This window comes from Mycobacterium sp. 852002-51961_SCH5331710 (genome assembly GCF_001665535.1).
In the GTDB taxonomy this organism is placed as follows: Bacteria; Actinomycetota; Actinomycetes; order Mycobacteriales; family Mycobacteriaceae; genus Mycobacterium.
In genome coordinates, this window is the sequence record NZ_LZSQ01000066.1 from 19,573 (window position 1) to 45,573 (window position 26,001).

At 66.9% G+C, this 26,001-nt stretch carries 24 protein-coding genes, 2 tRNA genes and 1 pseudogene; 11 read left to right on the top strand and 16 right to left on the bottom strand.

The features are described from left to right. Nucleotides 1-3: 3 nt before the first annotated feature. Nucleotides 4-2,031, bottom strand: coding sequence for a S9 family peptidase (locus A5752_RS10780; protein WP_067085094.1), 2,028 nt, complete (start codon nt 2,029-2,031; stop codon nt 4-6). 69 nt (nt 2,032-2,100) lie between these two features. On the opposite strand from A5752_RS10780, the gene A5752_RS10785 reads away from it, so the two are divergent. The 4 genes from A5752_RS10785 to A5752_RS10800 are packed head-to-tail and all read left to right on the top strand — an operon-like array spanning nt 2,101 to nt 4,816. Next, complete coding sequence (locus tag A5752_RS10785; protein ID WP_231983379.1) at nt 2,101-2,505, top strand: winged helix-turn-helix transcriptional regulator; 405 nt, start codon at nt 2,101-2,103, stop codon at nt 2,503-2,505. Nucleotides 2,506-2,524: 19 nt separating this feature from the next. Then, nucleotides 2,525-3,055: a PaaI family thioesterase gene (locus tag A5752_RS10790; RefSeq protein WP_067085021.1), complete on the top strand. Its 531-nt coding sequence runs from the start codon at nt 2,525-2,527 to the stop codon at nt 3,053-3,055. Between the two features lie 31 nt (nt 3,056-3,086). Then, nucleotides 3,087-4,253 (top strand): FAD-dependent oxidoreductase, encoded by a 1,167-nt coding sequence (locus A5752_RS10795; protein WP_067085023.1) that lies wholly within the window; start codon nt 3,087-3,089, stop codon nt 4,251-4,253. Further along, nucleotides 4,250-4,816, top strand: coding sequence for a VOC family protein (locus tag A5752_RS10800; RefSeq protein ID WP_067085024.1), 567 nt, complete (start codon nt 4,250-4,252; stop codon nt 4,814-4,816). The genes A5752_RS10795 and A5752_RS10800 overlap by 4 nt, the downstream gene beginning before the upstream one ends. Here the strand turns inward: A5752_RS10800 and A5752_RS10805 are convergent. From A5752_RS10805 to A5752_RS10830, 6 genes and pseudogenes are all read right to left on the bottom strand, one after another. After that, nucleotides 4,800-5,315 carry a transglycosylase family protein gene (locus A5752_RS10805; protein WP_067085097.1) on the bottom strand — a complete coding sequence of 172 codons (516 nt, stop codon included), beginning with the start codon at nt 5,313-5,315 and terminating at the stop codon, nt 4,800-4,802. The two genes, A5752_RS10800 and A5752_RS10805, sit on opposite strands and share 17 nt — an antisense overlap. A gap of 217 nt (nt 5,316-5,532) precedes the next feature. Then, nucleotides 5,533-5,766 (bottom strand): annotated as a pseudogene (locus A5752_RS10810) (transglycosylase family protein); the annotation flags it as partial. Nucleotides 5,767-6,868: 1,102 nt separating this feature from the next. After that, nucleotides 6,869-7,459, bottom strand: coding sequence for a molybdenum cofactor guanylyltransferase (gene mobA, locus A5752_RS10815; RefSeq protein WP_082963834.1), 591 nt, complete (start codon nt 7,457-7,459; stop codon nt 6,869-6,871). Nucleotides 7,460-7,469: 10 nt separating this feature from the next. Continuing rightward, nucleotides 7,470-8,540, bottom strand: coding sequence for a 2-oxoacid:ferredoxin oxidoreductase subunit beta (locus tag A5752_RS10820; RefSeq protein ID WP_067085028.1), 1,071 nt, complete (start codon nt 8,538-8,540; stop codon nt 7,470-7,472). Next, entirely contained in the window at nt 8,537-10,492 is a 1,956-nt protein-coding gene (locus A5752_RS10825) for a 2-oxoacid:acceptor oxidoreductase subunit alpha (protein WP_067085029.1), read from the bottom strand. Before A5752_RS10825 ends, A5752_RS10820 begins: the two co-directional genes overlap by 4 nt. 315 nt (nt 10,493-10,807) lie before the next feature. After that, on the bottom strand, nt 10,808-10,951 hold the full coding sequence (locus tag A5752_RS10830) for a hypothetical protein (protein WP_156613767.1): 144 nt from the start codon (nt 10,949-10,951) through the stop codon (nt 10,808-10,810). Nucleotides 10,952-11,057: 106 nt separating this feature from the next. On the opposite strand from A5752_RS10830, the gene fdhD reads away from it, so the two are divergent. After that, nucleotides 11,058-11,882, top strand: coding sequence for a formate dehydrogenase accessory sulfurtransferase FdhD (gene fdhD / locus A5752_RS10835; RefSeq protein WP_067085032.1), 825 nt, complete (start codon nt 11,058-11,060; stop codon nt 11,880-11,882). A 4-nt stretch (nt 11,883-11,886) separates the two neighbouring features. Here the strand turns inward: fdhD and A5752_RS10840 are convergent, their stop codons facing one another. The 7 genes from A5752_RS10840 to A5752_RS10865 form a co-directional block, all read right to left on the bottom strand. Beyond that, the gene (locus A5752_RS10840) at nt 11,887-13,173 is read right to left on the bottom strand and encodes an MFS transporter (protein WP_082963838.1); all 1,287 of its coding nucleotides are present in this window, start codon (nt 13,171-13,173) and stop codon (nt 11,887-11,889) included. A 125-nt stretch (nt 13,174-13,298) separates the two neighbouring features. Then, nucleotides 13,299-14,579 carry an ATP-dependent Clp protease ATP-binding subunit ClpX gene (gene clpX / locus A5752_RS10845; RefSeq protein WP_067085034.1) on the bottom strand — a complete coding sequence of 427 codons (1,281 nt, stop codon included), beginning with the start codon at nt 14,577-14,579 and terminating at the stop codon, nt 13,299-13,301. Nucleotides 14,580-14,871: 292 nt separating this feature from the next. Then, entirely contained in the window at nt 14,872-15,195 is a 324-nt protein-coding gene (locus A5752_RS27735) for a hypothetical protein (protein WP_197500592.1), read from the bottom strand. 92 nt (nt 15,196-15,287) lie between these two features. Beyond that, entirely contained in the window at nt 15,288-15,947 is a 660-nt protein-coding gene (locus A5752_RS10850; RefSeq protein WP_067085036.1) for an ATP-dependent Clp protease proteolytic subunit, read from the bottom strand. Next, complete coding sequence (locus A5752_RS10855; RefSeq protein ID WP_082950747.1) at nt 15,944-16,606, bottom strand: ATP-dependent Clp protease proteolytic subunit; 663 nt, start codon at nt 16,604-16,606, stop codon at nt 15,944-15,946. Before A5752_RS10855 ends, A5752_RS10850 begins: the two co-directional genes overlap by 4 nt. A gap of 47 nt (nt 16,607-16,653) precedes the next feature. Continuing rightward, a complete protein-coding gene (gene tig, locus A5752_RS10860) occupies nt 16,654-18,057 on the bottom strand; it encodes a trigger factor (RefSeq protein WP_067085039.1) in 1,404 nt (467 codons plus the stop codon). 38 nt (nt 18,058-18,095) lie between these two features. After that, nucleotides 18,096-18,169 (bottom strand) — tRNA-Pro (locus A5752_RS10865). 157 nt (nt 18,170-18,326) lie between these two features. Between A5752_RS10865 and A5752_RS10870 the strand changes: the two genes are divergently transcribed. From A5752_RS10870 to A5752_RS10895, 5 genes are all read left to right on the top strand, one after another. After that, a tRNA-Gly gene (locus A5752_RS10870) sits at nt 18,327-18,400 on the top strand. Nucleotides 18,401-18,566: 166 nt separating this feature from the next. Next, nucleotides 18,567-18,881 carry a hypothetical protein gene (locus tag A5752_RS27960; protein ID WP_067085040.1) on the top strand — a complete coding sequence of 105 codons (315 nt, stop codon included), beginning with the start codon at nt 18,567-18,569 and terminating at the stop codon, nt 18,879-18,881. Between the two features lie 258 nt (nt 18,882-19,139). Beyond that, nucleotides 19,140-19,898, top strand: a complete 759-nt coding sequence (locus tag A5752_RS27965; RefSeq protein ID WP_231983380.1) for a PP2C family protein-serine/threonine phosphatase — start codon at nt 19,140-19,142, stop codon at nt 19,896-19,898. Between the two features lie 681 nt (nt 19,899-20,579). Continuing rightward, entirely contained in the window at nt 20,580-21,245 is a 666-nt protein-coding gene (locus A5752_RS10890) for an undecaprenyl diphosphate synthase family protein (RefSeq protein WP_353612396.1), read from the top strand. A 6-nt stretch (nt 21,246-21,251) separates the two neighbouring features. Beyond that, entirely contained in the window at nt 21,252-22,640 is a 1,389-nt protein-coding gene (locus A5752_RS10895; protein WP_067085045.1) for an FAD-dependent oxidoreductase, read from the top strand. 42 nt (nt 22,641-22,682) lie between these two features. Here the strand turns inward: A5752_RS10895 and A5752_RS10900 are convergent, their stop codons facing one another. Both A5752_RS10900 and A5752_RS10905 read right to left on the bottom strand, forming a co-directional pair. After that, nucleotides 22,683-24,215 (bottom strand): sugar transferase, encoded by a 1,533-nt coding sequence (locus A5752_RS10900; RefSeq protein ID WP_067085046.1) that lies wholly within the window; start codon nt 24,213-24,215, stop codon nt 22,683-22,685. A 111-nt stretch (nt 24,216-24,326) separates the two neighbouring features. Further along, a complete protein-coding gene (locus A5752_RS10905) occupies nt 24,327-25,046 on the bottom strand; it encodes a GAF domain-containing protein (RefSeq protein WP_231983382.1) in 720 nt (239 codons plus the stop codon). A gap of 177 nt (nt 25,047-25,223) precedes the next feature. Here A5752_RS10905 and A5752_RS10910 point away from each other — a divergent pair, with 177 nt between their 5' ends. Further along, nucleotides 25,224-25,988, top strand: a complete 765-nt coding sequence (locus A5752_RS10910) for a hypothetical protein (RefSeq protein WP_067085105.1) — start codon at nt 25,224-25,226, stop codon at nt 25,986-25,988. Nucleotides 25,989-26,001: the final 13 nt, after the last annotated feature.

Below are 26,001 nucleotides of genomic sequence, written 5' to 3' on the forward strand. Positions count from 1 at the left end.
ACGCTACCCGAGCGTCTCGGGCACCTCGACGTCCTCACCGAGCACGTGCCTGGCCAGGAACCCGATCACCACCTGGTACCAGATCTTGGCGTGTTGCGGTGTGAGCACCCAGTGGTTCTCCGACGGGAAGTACAGAAACCGGTGCGGGCTGTCACCGTCGGCGTCGGCGGGCAGCCCCGAGTGGGTCAGCAACTCGTACCAGAGCCGCAGCGCCTCGCCGATCGGGACGCGGTAGTCCTTGTCGCCGTGGATCACGAGCATCGGCGTGCGGATCCGGCCGACGTGGCGGTGCGGGGAGTTCTGTTCGGCCATGTCGCGCGTCATCTCACGCAGCCAGTAGTACGACGAGTCGGTGGTGGCGCCGAACTGGTCGAGCGCCCAGAGGCTGGCATGGGTGACGATCGCGTCGAACCTGTCGGTGTGGCCGGCGACCCAGTTGGCCATGTAGCCGCCGAACGAGCCGCCCATCGCCGCCGTGCGGGAGGCATCGATGCGCGGATGTGCGCAGGCCGCGTCGGTGATGGCCATCAGGTCCTCGAACGGCGCTCCGCCCCATGCGCCCCAGCCGCGCGCGACGAAGTCCTGCCCGTACCCGGTCGAGAGCCCGGGGTCGGGCAGCAGCACGGCATACCCGCGGGCCGCCAGCAGCCAGGGATTCCATCGCCACGACCACACGTTCCAGCTGTTCAGCGGGCCGCCGTGGATCCACAGCAGCAGCGGCGCCTCGCCATCGCCCGCCGGCAGCACCACCCATGAGCGCACCCGGGTGCCGTCGTCGGTCGTCGTCTCGAGTTCGGTCAGCGTGCCCGGCAGCGGCGGCGCCTCGACGCAGGGCAGTTCGGTGATCGCGCCGTCCGGATCGATGCGCACCGGGTGCGGCGGCCCGGCGTAGGAGCTGCGCAAGGCGAACAGCGCACCGTCAGGCGCGGCGGCCACATCGGAGTAGCAGTGGTCGTCGAACGTCAGCTGAGTGACCGCACCGTCGGCGACGCCGATTCGGAACACCGGTGCCCGCCCGTCCTGGTCGGCTGTGACGATCACCGCCGAACCGTCGCGCAGCCATGTCACCGAGGCCGGCCAGCGGTCCCAGTCGGCCGCGAGCGTCGTGGGTTCCGCACCAAACCGCATACAGCTGAGCATGATTCGTGGCGGAGTGTCGGGCGTCGAGAACGTCTCGCGGAGGTACACGACCGCGGACCCGTCAGGCGAAATGGCCGGACCCCAGACGTCTGCGTCGGGATCGTCGACCAGCACCGTGCGCTCACCGCTGTCGAGGTCGATCCGCATCAGCACCGAATGCCGGGACGCGCCCGGTGCCGGCCGTTGCCACGTGGTGATCAAGAACTCCCCGTCGGAACTGATGTCGTAGTCGGAGTCGCGCAGGGCACCGCCGGGCGCGGCGGTCAGGTCGCGGACGTCTCCGCTGCGGGCGGTATCGGCGGTCAGGTCGACGCCGAGCAGGTGCGGTTCGCCGGGCCCGAGATCGGAGTCCCAGTGCCGGATCGGATAGCCGGTGTGCAGGATCGCGGTGATCTTGTTGTCTTTGCGGAGCTCGCGGAGCCGACGGTCGTCCTCGATCGTCCGCGCCGACGGCATCAGTGGTGAGCGCACCACCGCGACATCGGCATCGCGGGCCGGGCGCACCGCCTCGACGCCGCCGGACAACGCCAGCACCTGCGCCGCCTCCCCGCCGGTGGCCGGGAGCCGCCACAGCGCGGCGGGCGGCTTGTCGTCGTCGCCCTTCGGGCGGGCGGCGACGAACAGTAGGTCGCCGTCGGCCGCGAACACGGGCGCCGACTCTCCCGTGGTCCCGCGCGTCAAGCGGCGCGCCGGCTGCACGCCGGCGGGATCGAGCTCCCACACCGCGGTGACGTATTCGGTTCTCTTGTCGTTGAGTTCGGCGATGGTGGTCACCAGCCGCGTGCCGTCCGGCGACAGTGCCAATCCCGAGACACGGGGCAGCCCGACGTACTCGTCGAGGTCGTCGAACGGTGCGCGATACGAGGCGGTGTGGGGGGCCGTCGCGGTCATGCCCCGTTCGTAGCACACGAACCGGCTGCCTTCCTGCGTCGAGACGCGAGTGAGTTTGATTTTCAAACCATGGCGCGGCATGATGGTGCGATGTCGACGATCGCCACCGTGCCGTTGGCGGAGCTGCCCGGCCGCCCCTGTCCCATCGCGGCCGCCCTCGAGCTGGTCGGCGAACGTTGGGCGCTGCTGGTGGTCCGTGAAATCGCGCTGGGAACAACGCGTTTCAGTGACATCGTGCGTGGCACGGGCGCGCCGCGCGACCGCATCGCCGCGAGGCTGAGGGCGCTGGAGCAGGCTGGGGTGGTCGCACGGTCGCGCTACCGGGACGCCCCGGCGCGCCATGAATACCGGCTGACTGACTCCGGTCGGGCGTTGTTACCCGTTCTCGACGCACTGCTGGTCTGGGGTCAGGCCCACGCCGTCTCCGAGTCCGACCCCGACCGGCAACGCCGGTATCCCCCGCTCACCTCCTGAGCCGATCGAAGGAAATCCGATGACCCTCGAACTGGAGAAGGCACCCGGCCGCGAGGACTGGGGCCCGCAGCGTTCGCGCACCGTGACCTGGCACTCCCCCGGTCCGGGCACCGCCAAGGGCCTGTCGATGGCGGGTATCGACTACCTGCGCGCAATGGCCGAGGGCGAGCTGCCGCCCGCGCCGATCGGCGGGCTGATGCAGTTCGACATCGCGGGAGTCGAGCCGGGCCGTGTCGAATTCACCTGTGTGCCGGACGAATCCGCATACAACCCGATCGGCGCGATTCACGGCGGGCTGATCTGCACCCTTCTCGACTCGGTGACCGGCTGCGCGGTGCACAGCACCCTGCCGCAGGGCAAGGGCTACACGTCGGTGGAAATCAAGGTGAACTACCTCAAGGCGGTTCGCCTCGACAGCGGCGTGCTCACCGCGACCGGAACCGTGGTCAAGGCCGGGTCACGGGTCGGCTTCGCCGAAGGTGTGGTGACCGACGGCTCCGGCGCCGTCGTGGCCACCGCGAGCAGCACGCTGTTGATCTTCGACCTGTAATCCGACGCCCCCCGCGCGCTAGTTTCGGTGCATGCCAAAGCGGATCGTTGTGATCGGAGCGGGCATCGCCGGACTGGCGACCGCCGTCGCGCTGCAACAACGCGGACACGACATCACCCTGGTCGAGGAGCGCACCGACACGTCGTCGGGGGCCGGGATCAGCATCTGGCCCAACGCGTTGGCCGCGCTCGACGACATCGGCCTCGGCGACCCTGTGCGTCAGGCCGGCGGCCGGATCACCGCGGGCGCCGCGCGCTGGCGCGACGGCAGCTGGCTGCGACGTCCCGAAGCGCAACTCATCGTCACGTCCCTGGGCGAACCTCTCGTGGTCATCCGCCGTTCGGCGTTGACGTCGATCCTGGCCTCCGCGCTCGCCGACGGCACCGTGCGTGCCGGCGTGGCGGCCGAGGCGCTCGCGGTGACCGCCGACGGCGTCCGGGTCAGGCTGGCCGACTCCACGGTGCTGGACGCCGAGGCCGTCGTCGGCGCCGACGGCACCCACTCGATGGTCGCGCGCCATCTCAATGGACCTCTGCGCAACACCTACGTCGGCTACACCGCGTGGCGCGGGGTGGCGCATTGCCGGCTCGAACCCGAGCTCGCGGGTGAAACGCTCGGTCCCGCGGTCGAGTTCGGTCACGTCCCGATGGGCGAGCAGGACACGTACTGGTTCGCCACCGAGCGGGTGCCCGAGGCGACGAGCGCGCCGCAGGGCGAACTGGCGTACCTGCGGCAGCGGTTCGCGTCCTGGGCGCAGCCCGTTCCCGAGATCCTGGCCACCACCGATCCCGCCGACGTGTTGCGCAACGACCTCTACGACCGCGACGAGGCACGTCAGTGGTCGCGCGGCCCGGTGGTGACCGTCGGCGACGCCGCCCACCCGATGCGCCCCCACCTCGGGCAGGGCGGCTGCCAGGGGCTGGAGGACGCCGCGATCCTGGCCAGGTTCTCCGACGGCGACGACGACATCTCCGCGGCGTTCGCGCGGTTCGTCGCCTTCCGCCGGCCGCGGGTCCGCTCACTGGTGCGCGAATCGCGGTTCATCGGCCGCGTCATGAACCTGCCGCCCGCGCTCAGCGCACTGGCCAGCCGCGCGACGGTGCTGGGACCCGACGCGTTGGTGGCCCGCCACCTGGCCGCCGTGGCCGCGCGCTCGGCATTCCGGCCGCCCACCGACCGCGACCTGTCCACGGCGTGAGCGTGCGCCTGGGTCCGCTGGTCGTCGAGTCCGCCGACCCGCATGCGATGTCCGCCTTCTGGGCCGCGGTCCTCGGCAGCGAGGCTGCGCGCCGGCTGCTGGTCTTCCGGCCGCAGGACCGTCCGAAGACGGTGAAGAACCGCGTCCATCTCGATCTCTATGTTCGCGACACCAAGACGCTGACTGACCTCGGCGCCCGCATCATCGCCGAGCACACCGGGTGGGCGACGCTCGCGGACATCGAGGGCAATGAGTTCTGCGCCTTTCCCGACGATCAGGGCGACGCGGACCCGCCGGCGCGGGTGTTCGCGATCTGCACGGACAGCGCCCGGCCCGAGGAGCTCGCCACGTGGTGGGCCGCCCGGGTGGGAGCCGAGGTGCGCGACGGCCCCGACGGGACGCCGCGGTGGCTCTATCGGTCGGCCGGGTGGGAGGACCTCATCTGGAAGTTCGTCCGCGTCGACGACGAGCGCGTCGTTCCCAACCGGTGGCGATGGAGCGTCGACTCGGCCCCTGACGGCCTCATCGACCCGCAGGGCAACGAGTTCAGCGTGCTCCGCTGAGCGTGCCGATCGGGTTCAGCAGCGCCGTGCACATCTGACGCGGGTTGACGAAGCCGAACAGCCCGCTGGACGGCATCGAGGCGCAACCCGTGGCCGAGGCAGGCACCGTCCGCGCAGGAGCGGAGGGCGCCGAGGGCGTGGTCCACACCGCGGGCGTGGCGCCGCGGGGCCCACACTTCGGCCACGCCTTCAGGCCCTGCGTGCGCAGGACGTTCTCGGCGACGCGGATCTGCTCGGCGCGCGAGGCGGTCGCCGGGTTGCCGACACCGCCGTTGGAGGCCCAGGTGGCCGGCTTGAACTGCAGGCCGCCGTAGTGGCCGTTGCCGGTGTTGGTCGCCCAGTTGCCGCCGGATTCGCATTCGGCGATGGCATCCCAGTTCACCGAATCGGCGTTGGCGGTGGCCAGCGAGGCGTCGGACAGGGCCATCGGCACCATCGCGAGCGCTCCGGAGATCGCCGCGGCCCACATGCCCTTGATAACTGCGGTACGAACGTTCATCTCTGCGGTCCTTCCCCGACCGTTTTTCACAAGGCCCGCATCCGAGAACCCCTCGATCTCCGCTGCGGTCATCCGGTGTGTCGGGTGATGAACGTCACGTGTTACGCGAGGGTCAAAAGTTTTATTCGTTACTTAATTGGCGTAAGAGCCCTCTGAGAAAGAAGAGGCGGTGCCGGAGTCATCCGGCACCGCCTCTTGTAAAGACGAAATACGGGGTTTAGCCGCGACCGCCACACACCGGCCATGCGCCGATGCCCTGCGACTGCAGCACGTTCTCCGCGACGCGGATCTGCTCTTCCCGGCTGGCGTTGTGCGGCGAGCCGCTGCCGCCGTTGGCACGCCAGGTGCTCTGGGTGAACTGCAGGCCGCCGTAGTAGCCGTTACCGGTGTTGATGGACCAGTTGCCACCCGACTCGCACGCCGCGACGGCGTCCCAGTCCACGCTGTCCGCATTGGCAGTGCCGGTAGCCAGTGCCATGGGCGCCAACGCGAGCGCACCGGCAAAGGTCGCCAGGCCGAATGTCTTGCGGATGTTCTTCAACTTCTATCCTTTCGCCACGCGCGCGCCACTACACACCCGCGCCGAAGCGCACGGGATGGGCATGCCTGTCGAACAGGCCGGATTTGGGCCGCACCGTCTCGGTCGGGTGCGACAGCGGGAGGCCAGAAGTGCCTCGCCGGGCGTCAGCGCCGGCGGCCGCCGGAGGCCTCGCCTCCTACAACCCCACTCACACGCAGGTTCGTGGTTTTTGAAATTATTTGCTCCGGTAGAGCCGGTTTGGACCGTACAAAAGAGGCTCCGCCGAAGTCATATCGGGCGAAGGCGTGTCGCGGGCAGATAACGGAACGATCACGACCGGGATCGCCTTTCGTTATCCCAGGTCATTCGCGTGTTTGACGGAGAGATCAAATTAAACCTCTCCGGCGGTATCCGTGAGCCATCTCACGGCCTATTTGTGAACTGGAACACGGGTGCCCGGCGCGGCGACGGCCTCGGATCGGCGAAACCGCGGCGTCGGTGCCGAAGTTGGCTCGGTACTACGCAAACGGTCCCCTTCACGCTCGACGCCTTCGCTCATTTGAGGCCGGGACCGGTCGCTCAAATCTTCTGCGCGTCAACTATTCACGCGAAACACATCGGTAAGTGTCGCGGACGGCGGCCACGCCCTGCCCGGCAAATCCGTTCGGCGAGCGGATCTTTCGCCGTCACCGAGGGGCGCCGCAACCTCGCGTCAGCATCGCAATCCCGCGGATCGGGGCGTAGGACGCCCCGCACCCCAATCGGACCAGTCGCGAGCGCCGCATTCAGTCGGGACCAAGCGCCGTAAAGCGCCACAGGAAGGCCGAATTCGTTCACCACCGCCGGGCGCCGTCGGCGAAAGCCCCTGTCACCCAGGCGCATTCACGATCTGGTTTCCCGGCGCTGCGCCTATCGCCGGTGGCGAGATATTCACAATTCGGTGCGGTATATCACGGTAATTCAGCGGAGAAATTCGGTGGCACGAATTCGAGCTGCAGTAACGCGAATTGAAGGTAATTCTGAAGAGAATTTGCTAGGCGATTTGCACGTCGCGAATCGACGCGAGGTCGGCGGCGGTGTTGACGTTCGTCAGCGCCCGCTGCTCGGGCATCACGATCCGCTGAGTGTCGACCCGGTCGACCAGCGCGCGCATGCTGCGCTCGCCCGCAGCCACCAGTCCGGCGACGCGGCCGGCCAGCGCCGTGCGGTAGACCCCGGCGAGGTAATGGTCGCGACCGTCCCAGGGCAGCACGACGTCGGCGTGGAGCCGGACGGCGGGCCCGGCCAGTTCGTCGATCAGATCGGTCGTCAGCAATGGCATGTCCACCGCGGCGACGAACGCTAGTTCCGATCCGGCCTCGGCGGCCGCCCGTAACCCTCGACCGGTCGCCAGCAGCGGACCCACGCCGCGAACCTCGTCGCGCAGAATCTCGGCGTCGAGCGCGGGCAGTGCCTGCCCCGGCGCGGCGATGACGTACAGAGGCGCGCACCGCGGCTTGAGGATGCTCACCATCCGCTCCACGAGCGTGGTGCCTTCGTACGGCAGCGTGGCCTTGTCGCGGCCCATGCGGCGGGAAGCCCCGCCCGCCAGGATGATTCCGGCCAACGGAACGGTGGTCGTCATGACCGAGACGTTAGTCGACAGTCCAGGTGTCTTTGCCCCGAAGCAGCGACTGAAGCGCCGCCGTGTCGTGCGCCTTCTCGGAACGGGCCGCGGCGACCTGCTGGCGGGCGGCGTCGTCGTAGGTCGGCTTGCTCACCCGACGGAAGATGCCCATCACCATGTGCTCGAGGTTCTGGTCCGACAGCCGCGACAGCGCGAACGCGTAGGCCGGGTCCTCGAGGTTCGCGTCGTGGATGACGATCTCGTCGGCCGACACATCGGCGGTCTTGGCGATCTCCAGCCCGTAGCCGGACTTCACCACGCAGTACTCACCGTCGGCACCGAACGTGACGGGTTCGCCGTGGGTGAGGCTGATCAGCCGCTCCTCGGCCCCCTCCTTACGCAGGGCGTCGAAGGAGCCGTCGTTGAAGATCGGGCAGTCCTGCAGGATCTCGACCAGTGCCGCGCCGCGGTGTGCGGCGGCAGCGCGCAGCACCTCGGAGAGCCCCTTGCGGTCGGAGTCCAGGGCCCGGCCGACGAACGTGGCGTCGGCACCGAGGGCCAGCGACACCGGGTTGAACGGGTAGTCCAACGAACCCATCGGGGTCGACTTGGTGACCTTGCCGACCTCCGACGTCGGGGAGTACTGCCCCTTGGTCAGCCCGTAGATCCGGTTGTTGAAGAGCAGGATCGTGATGTTGATGTTGCGGCGCAGCGCGTGGATCAGGTGGTTGCCGCCGATGGACAGCGCATCGCCGTCACCGGTGACGACCCACACCGACAGGTCCTCGCGCGCGAGCGCCAGGCCGGTGGCGATCGTCGGCGCGCGGCCGTGGATCGAGTGGAACCCGTAGGTCTCCAAGTAGTACGGGAAACGGCTCGAGCAGCCGATGCCGCTGACGAACGCGATGTTCTCGCGGCGCAACCCCAGTTCCGGCAGGAAGTTGCGGATGGTGTTGAGGATGACGTAGTCACCGCAACCGGGGCACCAGCGGACCTCCTGGTCGCTGGTGAAGTCCTTCGACTTCTGCGGCTGATCGGTCGTCGGCACCAGGCTGGTGCCCGCGGTCAACCCGAGATCTGCTCCGATCAAATCGGTCATGCGTTCGCTCCCACACCGCTCACTCCGACCTCGACGGTGGCCGCCGCCAGTCGTGCGAACTTCGCTTTGTCACTTTCCTTTTCACCGAGCGTTCCGTCCAGTGCCGCATCGATGATGCCCTCGACCTCGTCGGCCAGGAAGGCCATGCCTTCGACCTTGGTCACCGACTGGACGTCGACCAGGTACTTGCCCCGCAGCAGCAGGGCGAGTTGGCCCAGGTTCATCTCCGGGCACACGACCGTCGGATACCGCCGCAGCACCTCGCCGAGGTTGGCCGGGAACGGGTTGAGGTTGCGCAGGTGCGCCTGGGCGACCTTGATGCCCTTGCGGCGCGCCCGGCGGCACGCCTCACCGATCGGCCCGAAGCTCGAACCCCAGCCCAGCATCAGCAGCTCCGCGTCGCCGGCCGGATCGTCGACCTCGAGATCCGGCACGGTGATGCCGTCGATCTTGGCCTGGCGCAGCCGGACCATCAGGTCGTGGTTCTTCGGCTCGTAGGAGATGTTGCCGGAGCCGTTGGCCGCCTCCAGTCCGCCGATCCGGTGCTCGAGGCCGGGCGTACCGGGAATCGCGAACTGGCGCGCCAGGGTCTCGGGATCGCGGGCATACGGCTGGAACGGCTCGCCGGACTTGGCGAAGGTGTGCTCGATGGCCGGATAGCTGCTGACGTCCGGAATCCGCCACGGCTCAGAGCCGTTCGCGATCGCGCCGTCGGACAGGATCACCACCGGCGTGTGGTAGCTGACCGCGATGCGGGCGGCCTCCACGGCGACGTCGAAGCAGTCCGACGGCGAACGGGGCGCGAGCACCGCAACCGGCGACTCACCGTTGCGGCCGTACATCACCTGCAGGAGGTCGGCCTGCTCGGTCTTGGTCGGCAGGCCCGTCGACGGCCCGCCGCGCTGCACGTCGATGACGATCAGCGGCAGTTCGGTCATCACGGCCAGGCCGATGGCCTCGGACTTCAGCGAGATACCCGGGCCCGAGGTGCTGGTGACACCGAGGGCACCGCCGTAGGAGGCGCCGATGGCCGCGCCGATGCCGGCGATCTCGTCCTCGGCCTGGAAGGTCAGCACATTGAAGTTCTTGTGCTTGGACAGCTCGTGCAGGATGTCCGACGCCGGGGTGATCGGGTAAGTGCCGAGTACGACCTGAAGGTCGGCGAGTTGACCTGCCGTGACGAGGCCGTAGGCCAGCGCGGTGTTACCCGAGATCTGGCGGTACTCACCGGATTTGAGCTTGGCGGGGGCAACCTCGTAGGTGCTGGCGAAGGCCTCGGTGGTCTCGCCGTAGTTCCAACCGGCCTTGAGCGCGAGCACGTTGGCCTCGGCGACATCGGGCTTGCGCGCGAACTTCTCGCGGATGAACGCCTCGCTGTGCTTGAGTTCGCGGCCGTACATCCACGACAGCAGGCCGAGCGCGAACATGTTCTTCGCACGCTGGCCGTCCTTCTTCGAGGCGCCGATCGACTCGACCGCACCGAGGGTGAGCGTCGTCATCGGGACGGCCTGCACGACGTAGTCGGACAGCTCCTCGGTCTCCAGCGGGTTGGCCTCGTAGCCGACCTTGGCGAGGTTGCGCTTGGTGAACTCGTCGGAGTTGGCGATGATGAGACCGCCGCGAGGCAGATCCGAGACGTTGGCCTTGAGCGCCGCCGGGTTCATCGCGACGAGCACGTCGGGGCGGTCGCCTGCAGTGAGGATGTCGTAGTCGGCGATCTGGATCTGGAACGACGACACACCGGGCAGCGTGCCCTGCGGCGCGCGGATCTCGGCGGGGTAATTCGGTTGCGTGGCAAGGTCATTGCCGAACAGCGCGGCTTCGGAGGTGAACCGGTCACCGGTGAGCTGCATACCGTCGCCGGAGTCGCCGGCGAAACGGATGACGACCTTCTCGAGCTTCTGTCGAGGACCCGCACTCCCCGGACTGACCGCGTTGTCGTTCGCTGCCACGAGGCCTGCCTTCCACGCTGCGTGGGGATGTCCTCCGAGTCACTGTCGAGTCGACGCGCCGACGGTGGACGTCCACCAAAGTTTTGATGTCACTGCCAGTACCGATTATTGCACTTCTCTTAGGCAGCCCTTCACCGGACTCGCCCGCGGCGTGCCGCCGGCAGGGAGTCGAACGTACAGCTCAGCCGATGTGTTGATGCCTCGCGTGAGACAAAACTGTGTTGTTCGTCACGTCCGCGAGACAATAATTCTAAGGAAATGGTTACCGCTCAGTAGCCGCTAGCTAGCACCGTCTCGGCGCTGGTCGTCGCGTTGTCAGCCGGTATCTGCCGACGTCTCGGCGCGCCGCTGGTGCCAGCGCAGACGCAGGAGCAGCAGGTTGCGGTGCGCGAGGAAGCCGGCCGACAGCGGGTCACGCCAGACCGGCGTGCGGCGGTGCGGTTGCAGTTCGTTGGGCACGCATACATTGTGCCGTCCGGAGGACGCCGACGCCGCTTCGTGAGCTGGCGTCGTGATGAACAGCACGGAAACGTTATCTACGACCGTTCGCCCTAGGGTGGGTGTCATGGGTCGGGTCACAGCCAGGCGGCGGGTACAGCACGTGACCATGGACGCCGCGGTGGCGCGGCCGGAGACCCTCGCCGTCGAGGAACCGCTGGAGATCCGGGTCAACGGCGCCGCCGTCACGGTGACGATGCGCACGCCGGGCTCCGACGTCGAACTGGCTCAGGGTTTCCTGCTCACCGAGGGTGTGATCGGAGGGCGTGACGACGTCGTGGCGGCGCGCTACTGCAAAGGGACGGGCGCCGACCAGCTCAACACCTACAACGTGCTCGACGTGACGCTGGCGCTGGGCGTCGCAATGCCCGATACCGATGTGACCCGCAACTTCTACACCACGTCCTCGTGCGGGGTGTGCGGAAAGGCGTCGCTCGAGGCCGTGCAGCTGAGCAGCCAGCATGCGCCCGGTGACGACCCGTCGACCGTCTCCGCCGAGACGCTGGCGGCGCTGCCGGCCAGGCTGCGCAAGGCCCAGAAGGTGTTCGCCAGCACCGGCGGGCTGCACGGCGCGGCCCTGTTCGACAGCGACGGCGCCACGCTCGTCGTCCGTGAGGACATCGGCCGCCACAACGCCGTCGACAAGGTCATCGGCTGGGCGGTGGAGCAGAACCGCGTCCCGCTGACCGGAACCGTGCTGCTGGTCAGCGGGCGCGCATCGTTCGAACTGACGCAGAAGGCGGTGATGGCGGGCATCCCGGTGCTGGCCGCGGTGTCGGCGCCGTCGTCGCTGGCCGCCGATCTGGCCGCGGCGTCCGGGCTCACGCTGGTGGCCTTCCTGCGGGGCGAGTCGATGAACGTCTACACCCGGCCCGATCGCATCGTCCGCTGAGGCCCTAAATCCGCGATCCTGCGGTCTCCGGCAGCTTGACGGTGCAGATCAGGCTGACCGCCGCGAGCGCACCCATCATCACCGCGACGGCCCACCCGCCGTACGAGTTGAGCAGCGTCGGGGAGACCACGGGCGGCAGCGCACCGCCGATGACGGCGCCGAACGTATGCGCCAGCGCGGCCCCGGTGTAGCGGTACTGCGGCGCGAAGATCTCCGGCAGGAACGCCGCCAGCGGCCCCATGCACACTCCGATCAGCGCGTAGGTCGCCACGATCGCCACGCCGAACACCAGCCGGTTTCCGTTCTGCACCAACGGAAACAGCACGAACGACCACGGCACCGCGATCGCGAAGCCAACGGTGACGACGCGCTTGCGGCCGTAGGTGTCGCTGAGCGTCGCCGCCGCGATCACGACCAGCACCTGACACAGTCCGCCGATCACGCCGACGAGCAGCACCAGGTTCGTCGAGTAGTCCAGGTGGTCCGCGGCGTAGTGCGTGAAGAACGTGCTGGCCTGGAAGACGAGCATCGGGGCACACACCGCGACGCCCGACGCCAGCAGCATCTGGCGGCCCTGGCGTCGCAGCAGCGCCGCGATCGGGGTGGCCGGCTCGACGGGCTCCTCGTCGAGCGCCGGGGAGTCCTCCACGCGCAGCCGGATGTAGAGCGCCGTCGCGATGAGCACCGCCGACAGCAGGAACGGGATGCGCCATCCCCACTGCAGGAACGCGTCGTTGTACGAGCCGAAGCCGAAGTGCACCAGCAGGAACACCACGTTGGCCAACACCACCGCGGTGCCGAGGCCGAGCTGGGTGAACATGCCGTAGAACCCACGCCGGTGCGCGGGCGCGTTCTCGGCGCTGAGCAGCACCGCCCCGGCCCACTCGCCGCCGACCGCGAAGCCCTGGATCAGCCGCATGGTGATGAGCAGCAGCGGTGCGGCGATGCCGATCGACGCGGTGCTCGGGATCAGGCCGACGCCGACGGTCGCGATACCCATCAGCAGCAGCGTCATCACCAGCGTCTGCTTGCGGCCGATCCGGTCGCCGAAATGGCCGAACACCGCCGCGCCCACCGGGCGGGCAAGGAATGCCGCGGCGAAGGCGCCCAGCGCGGCCGTCGTCGCCATCACATGGCCCAGGTTGGGGAAGAACACCGTCGGGAACACCAGCGCTGCCGCAGTGCCGTAGATGAAGAAGTCGTAGAACTCGATGGCTGAGCCGACATAGCTGGCGATCGAGATGCGTCGCAGCGACGAGGGCGCAGGGGTAACCGCTGTAACCGAAGTCATGCCGACGATGTTCACAGCGTCGGCGCGCGAAATCCTCGGCGGATCGGACGATTACCGGGTGGAATCCGTTGTCCCCCAATCGGAGGACACACGAGTGCGGCTCGTTCCTCGCCGCTTGATCGTCGTTAAGCGGACTTGTCGCGGCGCTCCGGCCGCGACGGCTTGCGCGGCACGATGGTCGGCAGCACGTTGTCCTGGACGGTCTCCTTGGTGACGACCACCTTGGCGACGTCGTCGCGGCTCGGGATGTCGTACATCACCGGCAGCAGGACTTCCTCCATGATGGCGCGCAGACCACGAGCGCCGGTGCCGCGGTGGATGGCCTGGTCGGCGATCGCCTCCAACGCCTCGTCGGTGAACTCGAGTTCCACGCCGTCCATCTCGAACAGGCGGGTGTACTGCTTCACCAACGCGTTCTTCGGCTTGGACAGGATCTGCACGAGCGAGTCCTTGTCCAGGTTGGTCACCGACGCCACGACGGGCAGGCGGCCGATGAACTCCGGGATCAGCCCGAACTTGATCAGGTCTTCGGGCATGACCTCGGCGAAGTGGTCCTGGGTGTCGATCTCGGCCTTCGAGTGCACCTCGGCGCCGAAGCCCAGTCCGCGCTTGCCGACACGGTCGGAGACGATCTTCTCCAGACCCGCGAACGCGCCCGCGACGATGAACAACACGTTGGTGGTGTCGATCTGGATGAACTCCTGGTGGGGGTGCTTGCGACCGCCCTGCGGGGGTACCGACGCCTGCGTGCCCTCCAGGATCTTCAGCAAAGCCTGCTGGACACCCTCACCGGAGACGTCGCGGGTGATCGACGGGTTCTCGCTCTTGCGGGCGATCTTGTCGACCTCGTCGATGTAGATGATGCCGGTCTCGGCGCGCTTGACGTCGTAGTCGGCCGCCTGAATCAGCTTGAGCAGAATGTTCTCGACGTCCTCGCCCACGTATCCGGCTTCGGTCAGCGCGGTGGCGTCGGCGATGGCGAACGGGACGTTGAGCATCTTGGCCAACGTCTGCGCCAGATAGGTCTTACCGCATCCGGTCGGCCCGAGCATCAGGATGTTGGACTTGGCCAGTTCGACGGGTTCGGAACGCGAATCGCGGGTCTTCTCCCCCGCCTGAATTCGCTTGTAGTGGTTGTAGACCGCAACCGCGAGGGTGCGCTTGGCGGCGTCCTGCCCGATGACGTAACCCTCGAGGAATTCGCGGATTTCGGCCGGCTTGGGCAGTTCGTCGAGTTTTACGTCGTCTGCGTCGGCGAGTTCCTCCTCGATGATCTCGTTGCAGAGATCGATGCACTCGTCGCAGATATAGACGCCCGGACCCGCAATGAGCTTCTTAACCTGCTTTTGACTCTTGCCGCAGAACGAGCACTTCAGCAGGTCACCGCCGTCTCCAATGCGCGCCATGGTGGTGGGGTCCTACTTTCCTCGCAGCCGGTGAAGCTTCTTTTCTGTGGTTGCCTCGGGTGGTTCACCCGACGCTACCCGTTTGTTCCCGCGCGAGGCGACCGATAAAGCCGAATCGCGCCAGTGGTATTCATCTGTGTTCGCGCCAACATATCGTCTGATCACCCTCGGACCCCAGCGAACGCGCCGCCGTGTCTCTGGCGTGTCGTCGCCGTGACCGGACCGAGAGGCCGTCGGCACCCAAAGTACCCGTATTCCGGCGCCGTGCACGGCGCCGGTCGACTCCGTCGATCTATCGGCGGCCGGGTCCTGCGGGTCCGGGCCCGGCCGGTCCCGGCCCAGCCGGCCCTGGCCCGACGGGTCCTGGTCCGGCGGGGCCCACCACTCCTCCGACACCGACGGGGCCAGCGGGGCCCACCACCGGCGCGGGGTTCAGATACACATTGACGTCATTGGGGACGCATTGATCGGTGTACATGTCCCAGTACGTGCCCGCCGGACAAGCCGGTTCTTGGGCGTCGCCGATCGCGGGTGAGGCGATGGCAGCGAGACTCCAGACCGCGGCCGTCGCCGCCAACGTCGCCACCACCGAGCGTGCTCGCAACCCCACCGTCATCGCAGTCCTCCCCTACCGTCCCCTGGCGTGCAGACAGCGTGCCACGCCGGACGAGGTCGCAGACCCCGTTTTGCGTGGTTCGGGAACCGTGATCAGGCGGTCTGTGCCGACAGCTTGCGGTACTCCAGGACGGTGTCGATGACGCCGTACTCCTTGGCCTCATCGGCGGTCAGGATCTTGTCGCGGTCGGTGTCCTTGCGGATCTGCTCGGGCGTCCGGCCGGTGTGATGGGCCAGCGTCACCTCCATCAGCGTGCGCATCCGCTCGATCTCCTTGGCCTGGATCTCCAGGTCGGAGAACTGACCCTGGATGACGCCGGCGAGCGCGGGCTGGTGGATCAGCACGCGGGCGTTCGGCAGCGCCATGCGCTTACCGGGCGTACCCGCCGCCAGCAACACCGCGGCGGCCGAGGCGGCCTGCCCGAGGCACACCGTCTGGATGTCGGCGCGCACGTACTGCATGGTGTCGTAGATCGCCATCAGCGAGGTGAACGAGCCGCCGGGCGAGTTGATGTACATCGTGATGTCGCGGTCGGGATCGAGCGACTCGAGCACCAGCAGCTGCGCCATGATGTCGTTCGCCGACGCGTCGTCGACCTGCACGCCGAGGAAGATGATGCGTTCCTCGAAGAGCTTGTTGTACGGGTTGGACTCCTTGACGCCGAAGCTGGAGTGCTCGATGAACGACGGCAGGATGTAGCGGGCCTGGGGCTGCACGCGGGCGTCCAAGGACGGATGGATGTGATCGGTCATTTGTCTAGTCCTGCTCCTGGTCCTGAGCCGTTGACGCTCGCGCTGGTGATGATGTGGTCGACGAAGCCGTACTCGAGGGCCTCCTGCGCGGTGAACCAGCGGTCGCGGTCGGAGTCCGCTTCGATCCGCTCGATCGGCTGCCCGGTGAACTCGGCGTTCAGCCGGAACATCTCCTTCTTGATCACCGTGAACTGCTCGGCCTGGATGGCGATGTCGGCCGCGCTGCCGGTCACCCCGCCCAGCGGCTGGTGCATCAGGATGCGGGCGTGCGGCAGCGCGTAGCGCTTGCCCTTGGTACCCGCGGCGAGCAGGAACTCGCCCATCGAGGCGGCCATGCCCATGGCGTAGGTGGCGATGTCGCACGGCGCCAACACCATGGTGTCGTAGACCGCCATACCGGCGCTGATCGAGCCGCCGGGCGAGTTGATGTAGAGGTGGATGTCCTTGGTGGGATCCTCGGCCGACAGCAGCAGAATCTGCGCGCAGAGCTTGTTGGCGATGTCGTCATCGACCTGTGAGCCCAGGAAGATGATCCGCTCCGCCAGCAACCGCTCATAGACCGAGTCGACAAGGTTGAGGCCTTGCGAGGCGCCACGCATGTGGGTCACGACTGGATACCTGCTTTCTTCAAGAGCTTGATACTCACCGACACTAACCAACCCGCGCAGGCGTGCAGTCCCTAGACGGGCCGCGTTCGCTCACAGCGTCACTTCGCGTCGGCCGACTCCTCGTCAGCTTCGGGCTCGGCGGTCTCCGAGGCCTCGTCGGCAGCTTCCTCGGTCTGCGCCTCGGCGCGGCCGAAGAACTCCGTGGTGTCGATCACGTTGCCGTCGGAGTCGGTGACGTTGGCGCCCTCGACGACCGCGGCGAGCGCCAGCCCGCGACGCACGTCGGCGAACAGCGCGGGCAGCTGATTGTTCTGCTGCAGCGACTGGATCAGCTGCTGCGGCTGCAGGCCGTACTGCTGCGACATCAGCATCAGGCGCTCGGTGATGTCGTTCTGGCCGACCTGGACGTCGAGCTTGTCGGCGATCGCGTCGACAAGCAGCTGCGTCTTGACCGCCTTTTCCGCATTGCTGCGGTTGTCGGCGTCGAACTCCTCGCGGCTGGAGCCCTGTGCCTCGAGGGCCTCGGCGAGGCGTTCCTCGTCGTGGTCGAGCCCGTGGATCGCGTTGTGCAGCGCGTCGTCGATCTGGGCCTGCACCACCTTCTCCGGCAGCGGCACCTCGACCTGCTCGAGCAGCGTCTCGAGCACCTTGTCGCGGATCTGCTCGGCCTGCTGGACGCGCTTGGTGCGGCGCACCTGCTCGACGAGCGACTCCTTCAGCTCCTCGATGGTGTCGAATTCGCTTGCCAGTTGGGCGAATTCGTCGTCGGGCTCGGGCAGCTCGCGCTCCTTGACCGACTTCACGGTGACGGTCACCTGAGCGTCCTCGCCGGCATGCTCGCCAGCGGCCAGCTTGGTGGTGAAGACGCGGGTCTCCCCCTCCTTGAGGCCGACGATCGCCTCGTCGAGACCGTCGATCAGCTGGCCGGAGCCGACCTCGTGGGACAGGCCCTCGGTGGCCGCGTCGGGCAGTTCCTTGCCGTCCACGGTCGCCGACAGGTCGATGGAGACGAAGTCGCCGTTCTCGGCGGCGCGCTCGACACCCTTGAGCGTTCCGAAGCGGGCGCGCAGGGATTGCAGCTCGGCGTCGACCTCTTCGTCGGTGACCTCGATGGGGTCGACGGTCACCGTCAGCGTCGACAGGTCGGGAAGCTCGATCTCGGGGCGGATGTCGACCTCGGCCGTGAACGTGAGGTCCTGGCCGTACTCCTTGTTGGTGATTTCGATGTCGGGCTGGCCCAACGGCTGCACCTCGGAGCTCGTCACCGCCTCGCTGTAGCGGCCGGGCAGGGCGTCACTGACGACCTGGTCGAGCATCGCCTCGCGGCCGACGCGCGCCTCGAGCAGCTTGCGCGGCGCCTTGCCGGGACGGAAGCCGGGCAGCCGGACCTGCTTGGCCAACTGCGCGAACGCACGGTCGAAGTCGGGTTCGAGCTCAGTGAAGGGCACCTCCACGTTGATGCGAACCCGGGTGGGGCTCAACTTCTCGACGGTGCTCTTCACGATCTGCTCCTCGTTGTTCTGGTCGGTCGATGTCGCAGTCGGGGTGACAGGATTTGAACCTGCGGCCTTCCGCTCCCAAAGCGGATGCGCTACCAAGCTGCGCTACACCCCGTGTCCTGCTCGTCGCGTTGACGCTCGCGTGCTGCGTCCGCGCGGATCGTTCCGCAAAAACACGGAACGACCACGCGAGATACTACGGGCTGGACACGCTAAGCCTTCAATTGGATTTGATTTGGCTGCCGCCGGTACGATCTGGTCTTGCTGTACATGCGGGCGTAGCTCAATGGTAGAGCCCTAGTCTTCCAAACTAGCTACGCGGGTTCGATTCCCGTCGCCCGCTCCAAGGAACGTAGTGGTAGTTATCGCATGCGCGTGAACGGGGGTGCGTAGCCGCCGGATACTTCGCGGCGCGCCGTCCCCATCGCGGCGTTCATCGCCGCGTCGCTGCTGGCGATCCTTTTGCTGGGCTGGCTGTCGCTGCAACGCGGCCCACGGCCGGATCTTTCACCGTGTGGTGGCCGGCCGCCGGCGTCGCGGTGGGCGCCGGAATCCGGTTCCCGCGGCGCTACCTCTGGCTGCTGACACCCGCCGTCTGCCTGGTCACACTGCAGCCCCAGCTCTGGGCCGACCGGCCGCTCCCGTTGGCACTGGCCTTGTCGCTTGCCGTCGGCGTCGAGATGGTGGTAGGCACGCTGATTCTCAGGGGCCGGACGGACACCTTCCCCCGGCTCGTGACCCTCGGCGACTTCACGCGATTCCTGCTCGCCGCCCTGGCCGCCGCGGTCGTCTACGACTTCGCCGCCACGCTGCCGACCTCTGGTTGAGCGGACCGGATGATGCGCTCACGCGGTTGGTGACCGCTGCGCCGAAACACGCCGCCGGCATCATTCTGATCGCACCCCTTTTCATGGGCCTGCAGGACGAGACTCGACGACCTGTTCGGACCGGACGCGACGGCCGCGCTGGCCGGGGTCACGTATTCACTCGGCGGGGGCAACGCGCGGCTCACGCTCGTCACCGACAGCGAGCGCAGCCTCGACGTCAGCGTCGCGGGGGTCGCCGACAATCTCACCGGACATCCGGTGTTCGCACTGCATTTTCAAGACGTCACCGAGGCCCTGCGGGTCCGGCGCCTCGAGCAGGCAGAGCTCGAACGGGCCGGTGAAGTGCAACGCGCTCTGTTACCCGAGCATCTGCCGACGATGCCGGGATGGAGCATCGGCGCGGTGTCCGCCCCCGCGCGTCAGGTCGGTGGCGACTTCTACGACATCCGGTTGCATGTGCCCCACGCGGTGATCAGCCTCGGTGACGTCATGGGCAAAGGTGTCGGCGCCGGGATGCTCGCGGCGGCCACCCGTGCAGCCTTGCGCTCCAACGCTTTTGAGACCAGCCCGGCTGGCGCCGTCGCGCACGCAGCCGGCGTGATCAATCACGACCTGAATCGCACCGGTGCGTTCGTCACGTTGACCTACGTACGCGTAGACCTCGTCTCCGGCGACTTCGAGTTCGTCGATGCCGGCCACGGGCTGCACTTCATACTGCGCGGCAACTCCGGCGGTGTGGAGCGCTTCGCGTCCGAAGACCTGCCCATGGGACTGGAATCGGAGTGGCGGGAACGGCGGGGCACGCTGGAGCCGGGAGACGGGATGCTCTTGGTCAGTGACGGCCTGTTGGAGCTGTGGGGCAACACCGTCGACGACCTCCACGATGCGATCTCCGACTGTGTGCAACGGCTCGGCGCCGTCAGCGCCCAGAGCCTCGTCGAGGCGCTGTGCGTGGGCGCCGAGGGGTCCCTCGACCGCGACGACGTCACCGCTGTAGCGCTTCGGCGAGACCTTTGAAGATCAGGGTTTCGGCGCCGAGGTCGCGGTTGTCTGGGTGGGTCCCGCGCGCCAACTGCGCCAACATCGCCCGTCGCGCGTGGGCGCCCGATCGACGGTCGGACGCACCCACCCTTCGCTAGTTCTCACGCTGCAGAACCGAAACCTGCACCGCGCGGGAGTCCACACCACCGTCTTGCAGTCTTTTCACAGGCAACGACGTCACGTGAATGGAATTGGTATAGACGTACCAGAAGTTTGCTGATTTTACTTATTCGCGACACATTTACTCGTCTGAGCAAACTCATTCAGTGGCACCCGATGCCTTATATCGGCCTTATCTCGAGAATCGGCGAAAACGTCCTATTTTCGCGAATAACTTGACTCATGGTCACAGATCACATACCTATCTAGGAAGCGACAAATTAAAGGGGTTTCAATGGGCCCGATCGACATCTCGCGCGAGGGTACCGTCGGTCTGCGGCGGCAGTTCCCCCGGTGCCGGTCGGTGTCGCCCCTTCGCCGCAAACCCGGCGGTCCAGCGCAGATCCCCTTTTACAGCCTCGCCCAGCCATGGTCACGAACCCGGCCGCGCAGCGTCGGGGCCGAGCCGCGAACGTGCGGTTTGAATAAATGGACTTATGGGTACCGGGTAAGTACTCTTAGCCAGAGTCATAAGCGTACTTACGGGGGGATAGTCGGTTGCGCGTTCTGACGGGCTACGAACCCACCCACGTCGGTTTGATACCCGACGGCATGCGCCGGTGGGCAAAGAGCCGCGGCGTCTCATTGGAGGACGCGTATCTCCAGGGCGCTGAAAAGGTAGCCGACATTCTTCAGGTATTGCGTCGCCACAATGTGAAGACGGTGACGGTCTACAACCTGAGCCGCGCCAATCTCGCCCGCAGCCAGGCCGAGCTTGAGCCGGTGTTCAAAGCGTCGATCACGTTCCTGACCACGTTGATCCCCGCTCGCTTCGCGCCCGACGGGTGCAGTGTGCGGTTGTACGGTGACCGCTCGCTGTTACCAGCCGAATACGTCGCGGCAGCCGAGCACGCCGAGTCCGTCATGCGCGGAGAAGACTTCCGCATCAACATCCTCGCTGCCTACGACGCGAACGACGAGTTACGAGCGGCCGTTGCGCAAGCGCAGCAACAAGGCGGTGAACTTCACGGCGCCTTCGACATCGAGGACGTCGACCTGGTCATCCGCACCTCCCCCGAGCCCCTGCTCAGCGGATTCCTTCCGCTGCAGACGCAGTACGCCCAACTGCGGTTCTTGACGACGCCGCTCAACGAACTCGAAGAGCGGCACATCGACGAGTTCATCGACGACTACCGGCGCACGCCGCAGCTTCGGGGACGGTAGGCACCGATGCACTCCGACCGGCGTCCCGTGATCATCGGCGCAGGCCCTGCCGGCCTCACCGCCGCACTGGAACTGGCGAAGAACGGCGTCGCGGCCCAGCTGTTCGAGGCATCATCGAACGTCGGAGGTCTGGCGCGCACTCCGGCTGAGCACGGTTTCCGCGTCGATCCGGGCGGTCATCGCTTCTTCACCAAGGACGAGCAGATCCTCCGTCTCTGGAAATCCCTGCTCCCGGACGACGAGTGGCACTCGGTGTCGAGGCGCTCTGCCATGCTGGTCGACGGCCACTACGTGCCCTACCCGCTTCTCGGTCGAAACCTGCTGACTCAGTTGGGATATGGGCGCGGAGCACGCGGCCTGGGCAGTCTCCTGTGGTCCAGGATGCGGCGTGGAATGCGTCCGCTCGACCACTCTGCGAACTTCCTGGAGTGGGGCCGCTACCAGTTCGGCAGCTATTGGTATCGCATGTTCTTCGACGGATACGTGCGCAAGACGTGGCTCGCCGAGCCCGCCCAACTCACCAGCGATTGGGCCGAGCAGCGCATCAAGCCGATCGTGTGGGGCGGTCGAGACGCAATGGCTGCTGACGCGTTTCTCTACCCCCGTTGCGGGCCCGGTCAGCTCTGGGAAGCCGCAGCTTCGGAGCTGGCGCGGTTCGGTGTCGAACCGTCGCTGGACTCACCGGTGGTCAAGCTGAGGTTCGACGGCAGAAGGTGGACGATCGAACTGCGCGACGGAGGCGTCGCCACCGGAGATGCCGTCTTCTCCAGCATGCCCCTGCAGATGTTGGTCAACGCCCTGGAACCCGCACCACCACAGCAGGTCTGGGAGGCGGCCGCCCAACTCAAGCACCGAGGGCTGATCACCGTCGCGGTCGCCCTTCGGCAGCGCCGCGAGCTCCCGTTCAACTGGGTGTACACACCCGGTATGGACCTGCGGGTCGGCCGTATCCAGAACTACCGCCAATGGTCAGATGACCTCACTCCACCGGACTGGGATGGGACATACCTGGGGTTCGAGTACTTCATCGGTGCGGGTTCGGCGCTGTGGACCGCTGACGACGGTCACATGCGACAGATAGTCGAAAGCGACTTGCGCACATTGGGTTTCGATCCGTCCACCATCGAGCATGTCATGGTCGTGCGCTCGCAATTCGCCTACCCGATCTGCAATCCCGCGATGGAGACCAGCGTCGCCCAGATCCGGGATTACCTCCGCAAGCGCTATCCGGCCCTGCATCCAATCGGACGCAACGGCATGCACCGCTACGACAACCAGGACCACGCGATGCTCAGTGCCGTGCACAGCGTCAAGCGGTATTTCGGCGAAAGTGTCGACCCCTGGCAGGTCAACAAGGAACGCCGCTACCACGAGTCCGGGTTGCTGAAGGTCTAGTTCGGCCGTCGGCGTTGGGAACCTCGCCGGGTCGGGTCGTCCCTACTCTGCGGGTTTCAGTACCGCCAGAACGGTCAGAATCAGAATCTTGAAGTCGAGGACAAGCGACCAGTTCTCGATGTAGTAGTTGTCGAACTCCGCTCGGTCGGCGATCGAGGTCTGGCCCCGAAGCCCGTGCACCTGTGCCCAACCGGTGATGCCCGCCTTAACGCGGTGGCGGTCGCCGTAGCGGCGCACCTGCATCTCGAACAGCTCGACGAACTCCGGTCGCTCAGGCCGCGGGCCGACCAGCGTCATGTCCCCGCGCAACACGTTGACCAGTTGGGGTAGTTCATCGAGCGATGCCTTGCGCATGAGCTTGCCGATCAGCGTGCGTCGGTCGTCGCCTTCCACACCGCCGGGGGCAGAACCCTCCTTCAGCGCGAACGCATTCGTGGCCGGGCCGACGAGTCGCATGCTGCGGAACTTGAGGCAGTCGAAAACCTTGCCGTCGCGTCCGACGCGCTCCTGACGGAAATAGACAGGGCCCGGCGAGCTCAGCTTCACCGCAATAGCGAGCGTGAGGTACAGGGGTGAAATGAGGATCAGCAGGAGCGCCGCGATTGTCCGCCCCAAGGCGTGCTTGACGGCGAACTGCCAGCCCTTGGGGTCGGTATGGCTGAGCACCAGCAGAGGTATGCCACCGAGGTGGTCGACGTACGTCCCGCCCCCGATGACGTCCATCAAGCGTGGCACTACCCGCACGCACAGTCCGAGGTGGTGTGCCAGCTGAGCGGTGAGGGCCAGATCGTCGTCGGGAGTCGACGACGGCCCGATGATGAGCTCCTTTGCGCAGGTGGCCTGAGCGGCGGCCTCGAGGTTCGCCGTCGATCCGAAGTACGGTACGTCGCCCAGGTCGGCGGCGACCGGGCGAACCTCGTCGAGCACGCCGACGGGGCGCAGACCGTAGTCGGGGATCTGCCGCATCCGAGTGACGAGCTGACGGACGAAGGGACCGGAGCCAACGATCAGCGCCGACGATCCGAAGCCGTGCCGTCGCCTCAGATAGCGCTCAGCCAGCGATCTGACGAGACGGTTCGCCGGCAGCAGGATGGCGGCGCAGACCCAGATCCGGATGACCACCTCGCTTGGGCGAACGTATTCCCCCACCACCGAGCCGGTCGGCAATTCGGGTACGAGCACTATGAAGGCCGTGAGCGTTGCCAGCGCGGACACCGCCACCGACGTTTCGACGGGTTCGAAGTCGTCGAGGAAGGTGTGACCGAGCCTGCGCTTGTACAACGACCGCGTGTGCATGATCACCACGACGATCGGGACGAAGAGCCACGAGAGTGCTGCGATATTTCGGTCCGCGACGGGACCCGGCGTCAACCACTGCGCTATTGCGACCGCCCACGCCGCGGACCAGATGTCCAAGCCGACGGTGAGTGCCACATAGCCGGACTCCGCGCGAAGGGTCTCGATCCAGCCGGGCTTGCCATCACGGGAGGGCGACGGCACGGCCCTGAGCTGCGGCACCGTGGTCCTGAGTCGAGGTTGCGAATCACGAGTGGACGCATTCGCGTCAGCCTGCATGTTCCCCCGATGGAAACCCGGCGCTATAGAAGTGTCTGAAATCGAAAACGTTGCCAGTCTAGGCGATGCAGCCGAAATTCCTGGCAATTCGAGTGTCGGCGGGGAATTGCATCATTGCTGCGGTTCGGTACGGCCGTCGAACATGCGTTCTGCGGCGAGCGCGGCGAGGTCACTGAGGACCTGAATATGACCCGTACTCCACAGGCGGGGCTTGGTGTCGTACACGCACAGTGTGCCGACGGCGTTGCCCGCATCGTCCATGAGCGGTATGCCGAGGTAGGCCACCACCGTTCCGTCCTGCACCGCTGGGTGGTGCTTGAAGGTGGGGTCGACGCGTGCGTCCTCCAGGACCAACGGCGCACGATCGGCCACGGCGTACTGACAGACCGAACGCTCGAGCGGTGTCTGCCGATCCTCGGGCGATGTGATCTCTTGACCCACAGCACTCTTGAAGAACTGTCGGTCGACGTCGATGAGCGACACCATGGCAAAGGGGGTGTCGAGCGCTTCGGCAGCGGCCCGGGTTATCCGGTCGTAGATCGCCTCCGGCGGCGAGTCCAGCAGACCCGTGTCGCGAAGGGCGGTCAGCCGGTCGGGGTCGGTGATGACCGACGACACGTCCGGCATCGCGGTGTTTTCGAGCACGCCCGAAGCCGACAGGTGAGCTCGCAGGTCATCGATGGCGGGGTCGTCGGCGCGCCGCATATCGTTGTCCATCTGGGTGGCGACGGCGCGGGCCACATACGTTTCGACGTTCTCCCCAGCCTCCCGCGCCAGCTCTTCGAGCAGGCGGTTGAGGTAGTCGTCGAACTTGCGTACGCGGTCTGTCACTCGACTCACGGTACCCATATTGACGGTCGAATAAAAATCGCGAATGACGAAGACAAGGTTTGCCCAAGATCGTTGAGACACAGTTCACAGGGTGCTGGTCGTTTGCACGCCGTCACACCTCCCGCTGCGGTCGTCGCCATCCGGTCCGTGCCCAGCCGCCTGGGTAGGGTGGTCGCCATGAACGGTGTTCTGCTCGTTCTCGTCGTCCTGGTCATCGTCGCTCTCGGCGTCGTCGCCTACGGCGCGATGCGGGCGTCGGACCGGCGCAAGGCCGCCTCGCTCGACGACGCCAAAGCGGACGCCCGCCGCGTCATCGAACGCCTCGGCGGTCAGGTGATCAGCTTGACCGGCACCGACGAGGCCTCCAAGCAGGCGCTCGCCGACGCGTCCGAGCGCTACACGGCCGCCGGCTCACAGATCGACCAGGCCGGCACCGTCAAGCAGGCGTTGCTGGCCAAGGAGAGCGCGATCGAAGGCCTCTACTACGTTCGGGCCGCGCGCACCGCGATGGGTATGGATCCGGGACCCGAACTCGAGACGCTGACCGGTCAGCGGGCGGCGGGCACGGTGACCGAGGATCGCAAGGTCAACTTCGAGGGCCGCGAGATCGAGGCGTCGCCGACACCGTCCGCGCGTACCCCGAACTACTACCCCGGCGGCCGGGTCGCGGGCCGTCCGGTGCCCGCGGGCTGGTACTCCGAGCCGTGGTGGAAGCCAGCGCTCGTCGCCGGCGCGTGGGGGCTGGGTTCGGTGCTGTTGTTCGACGCCCTGTTCTCCGGCATGCACGGCAGCGGCTACGAGCAGGGCTTCGCCCAGGGCTACGACCAAGGACTGGACCAGGGCGGCCAGGACTTCGGCGGCGACGGCGGCTGGGGCGACAGCGGCGGTGACTGGGGCGGCGGCGACATCGGCGGCGGCCTCGGCGATTTCGGTGGCTTCTGAGATCCGCCTGACC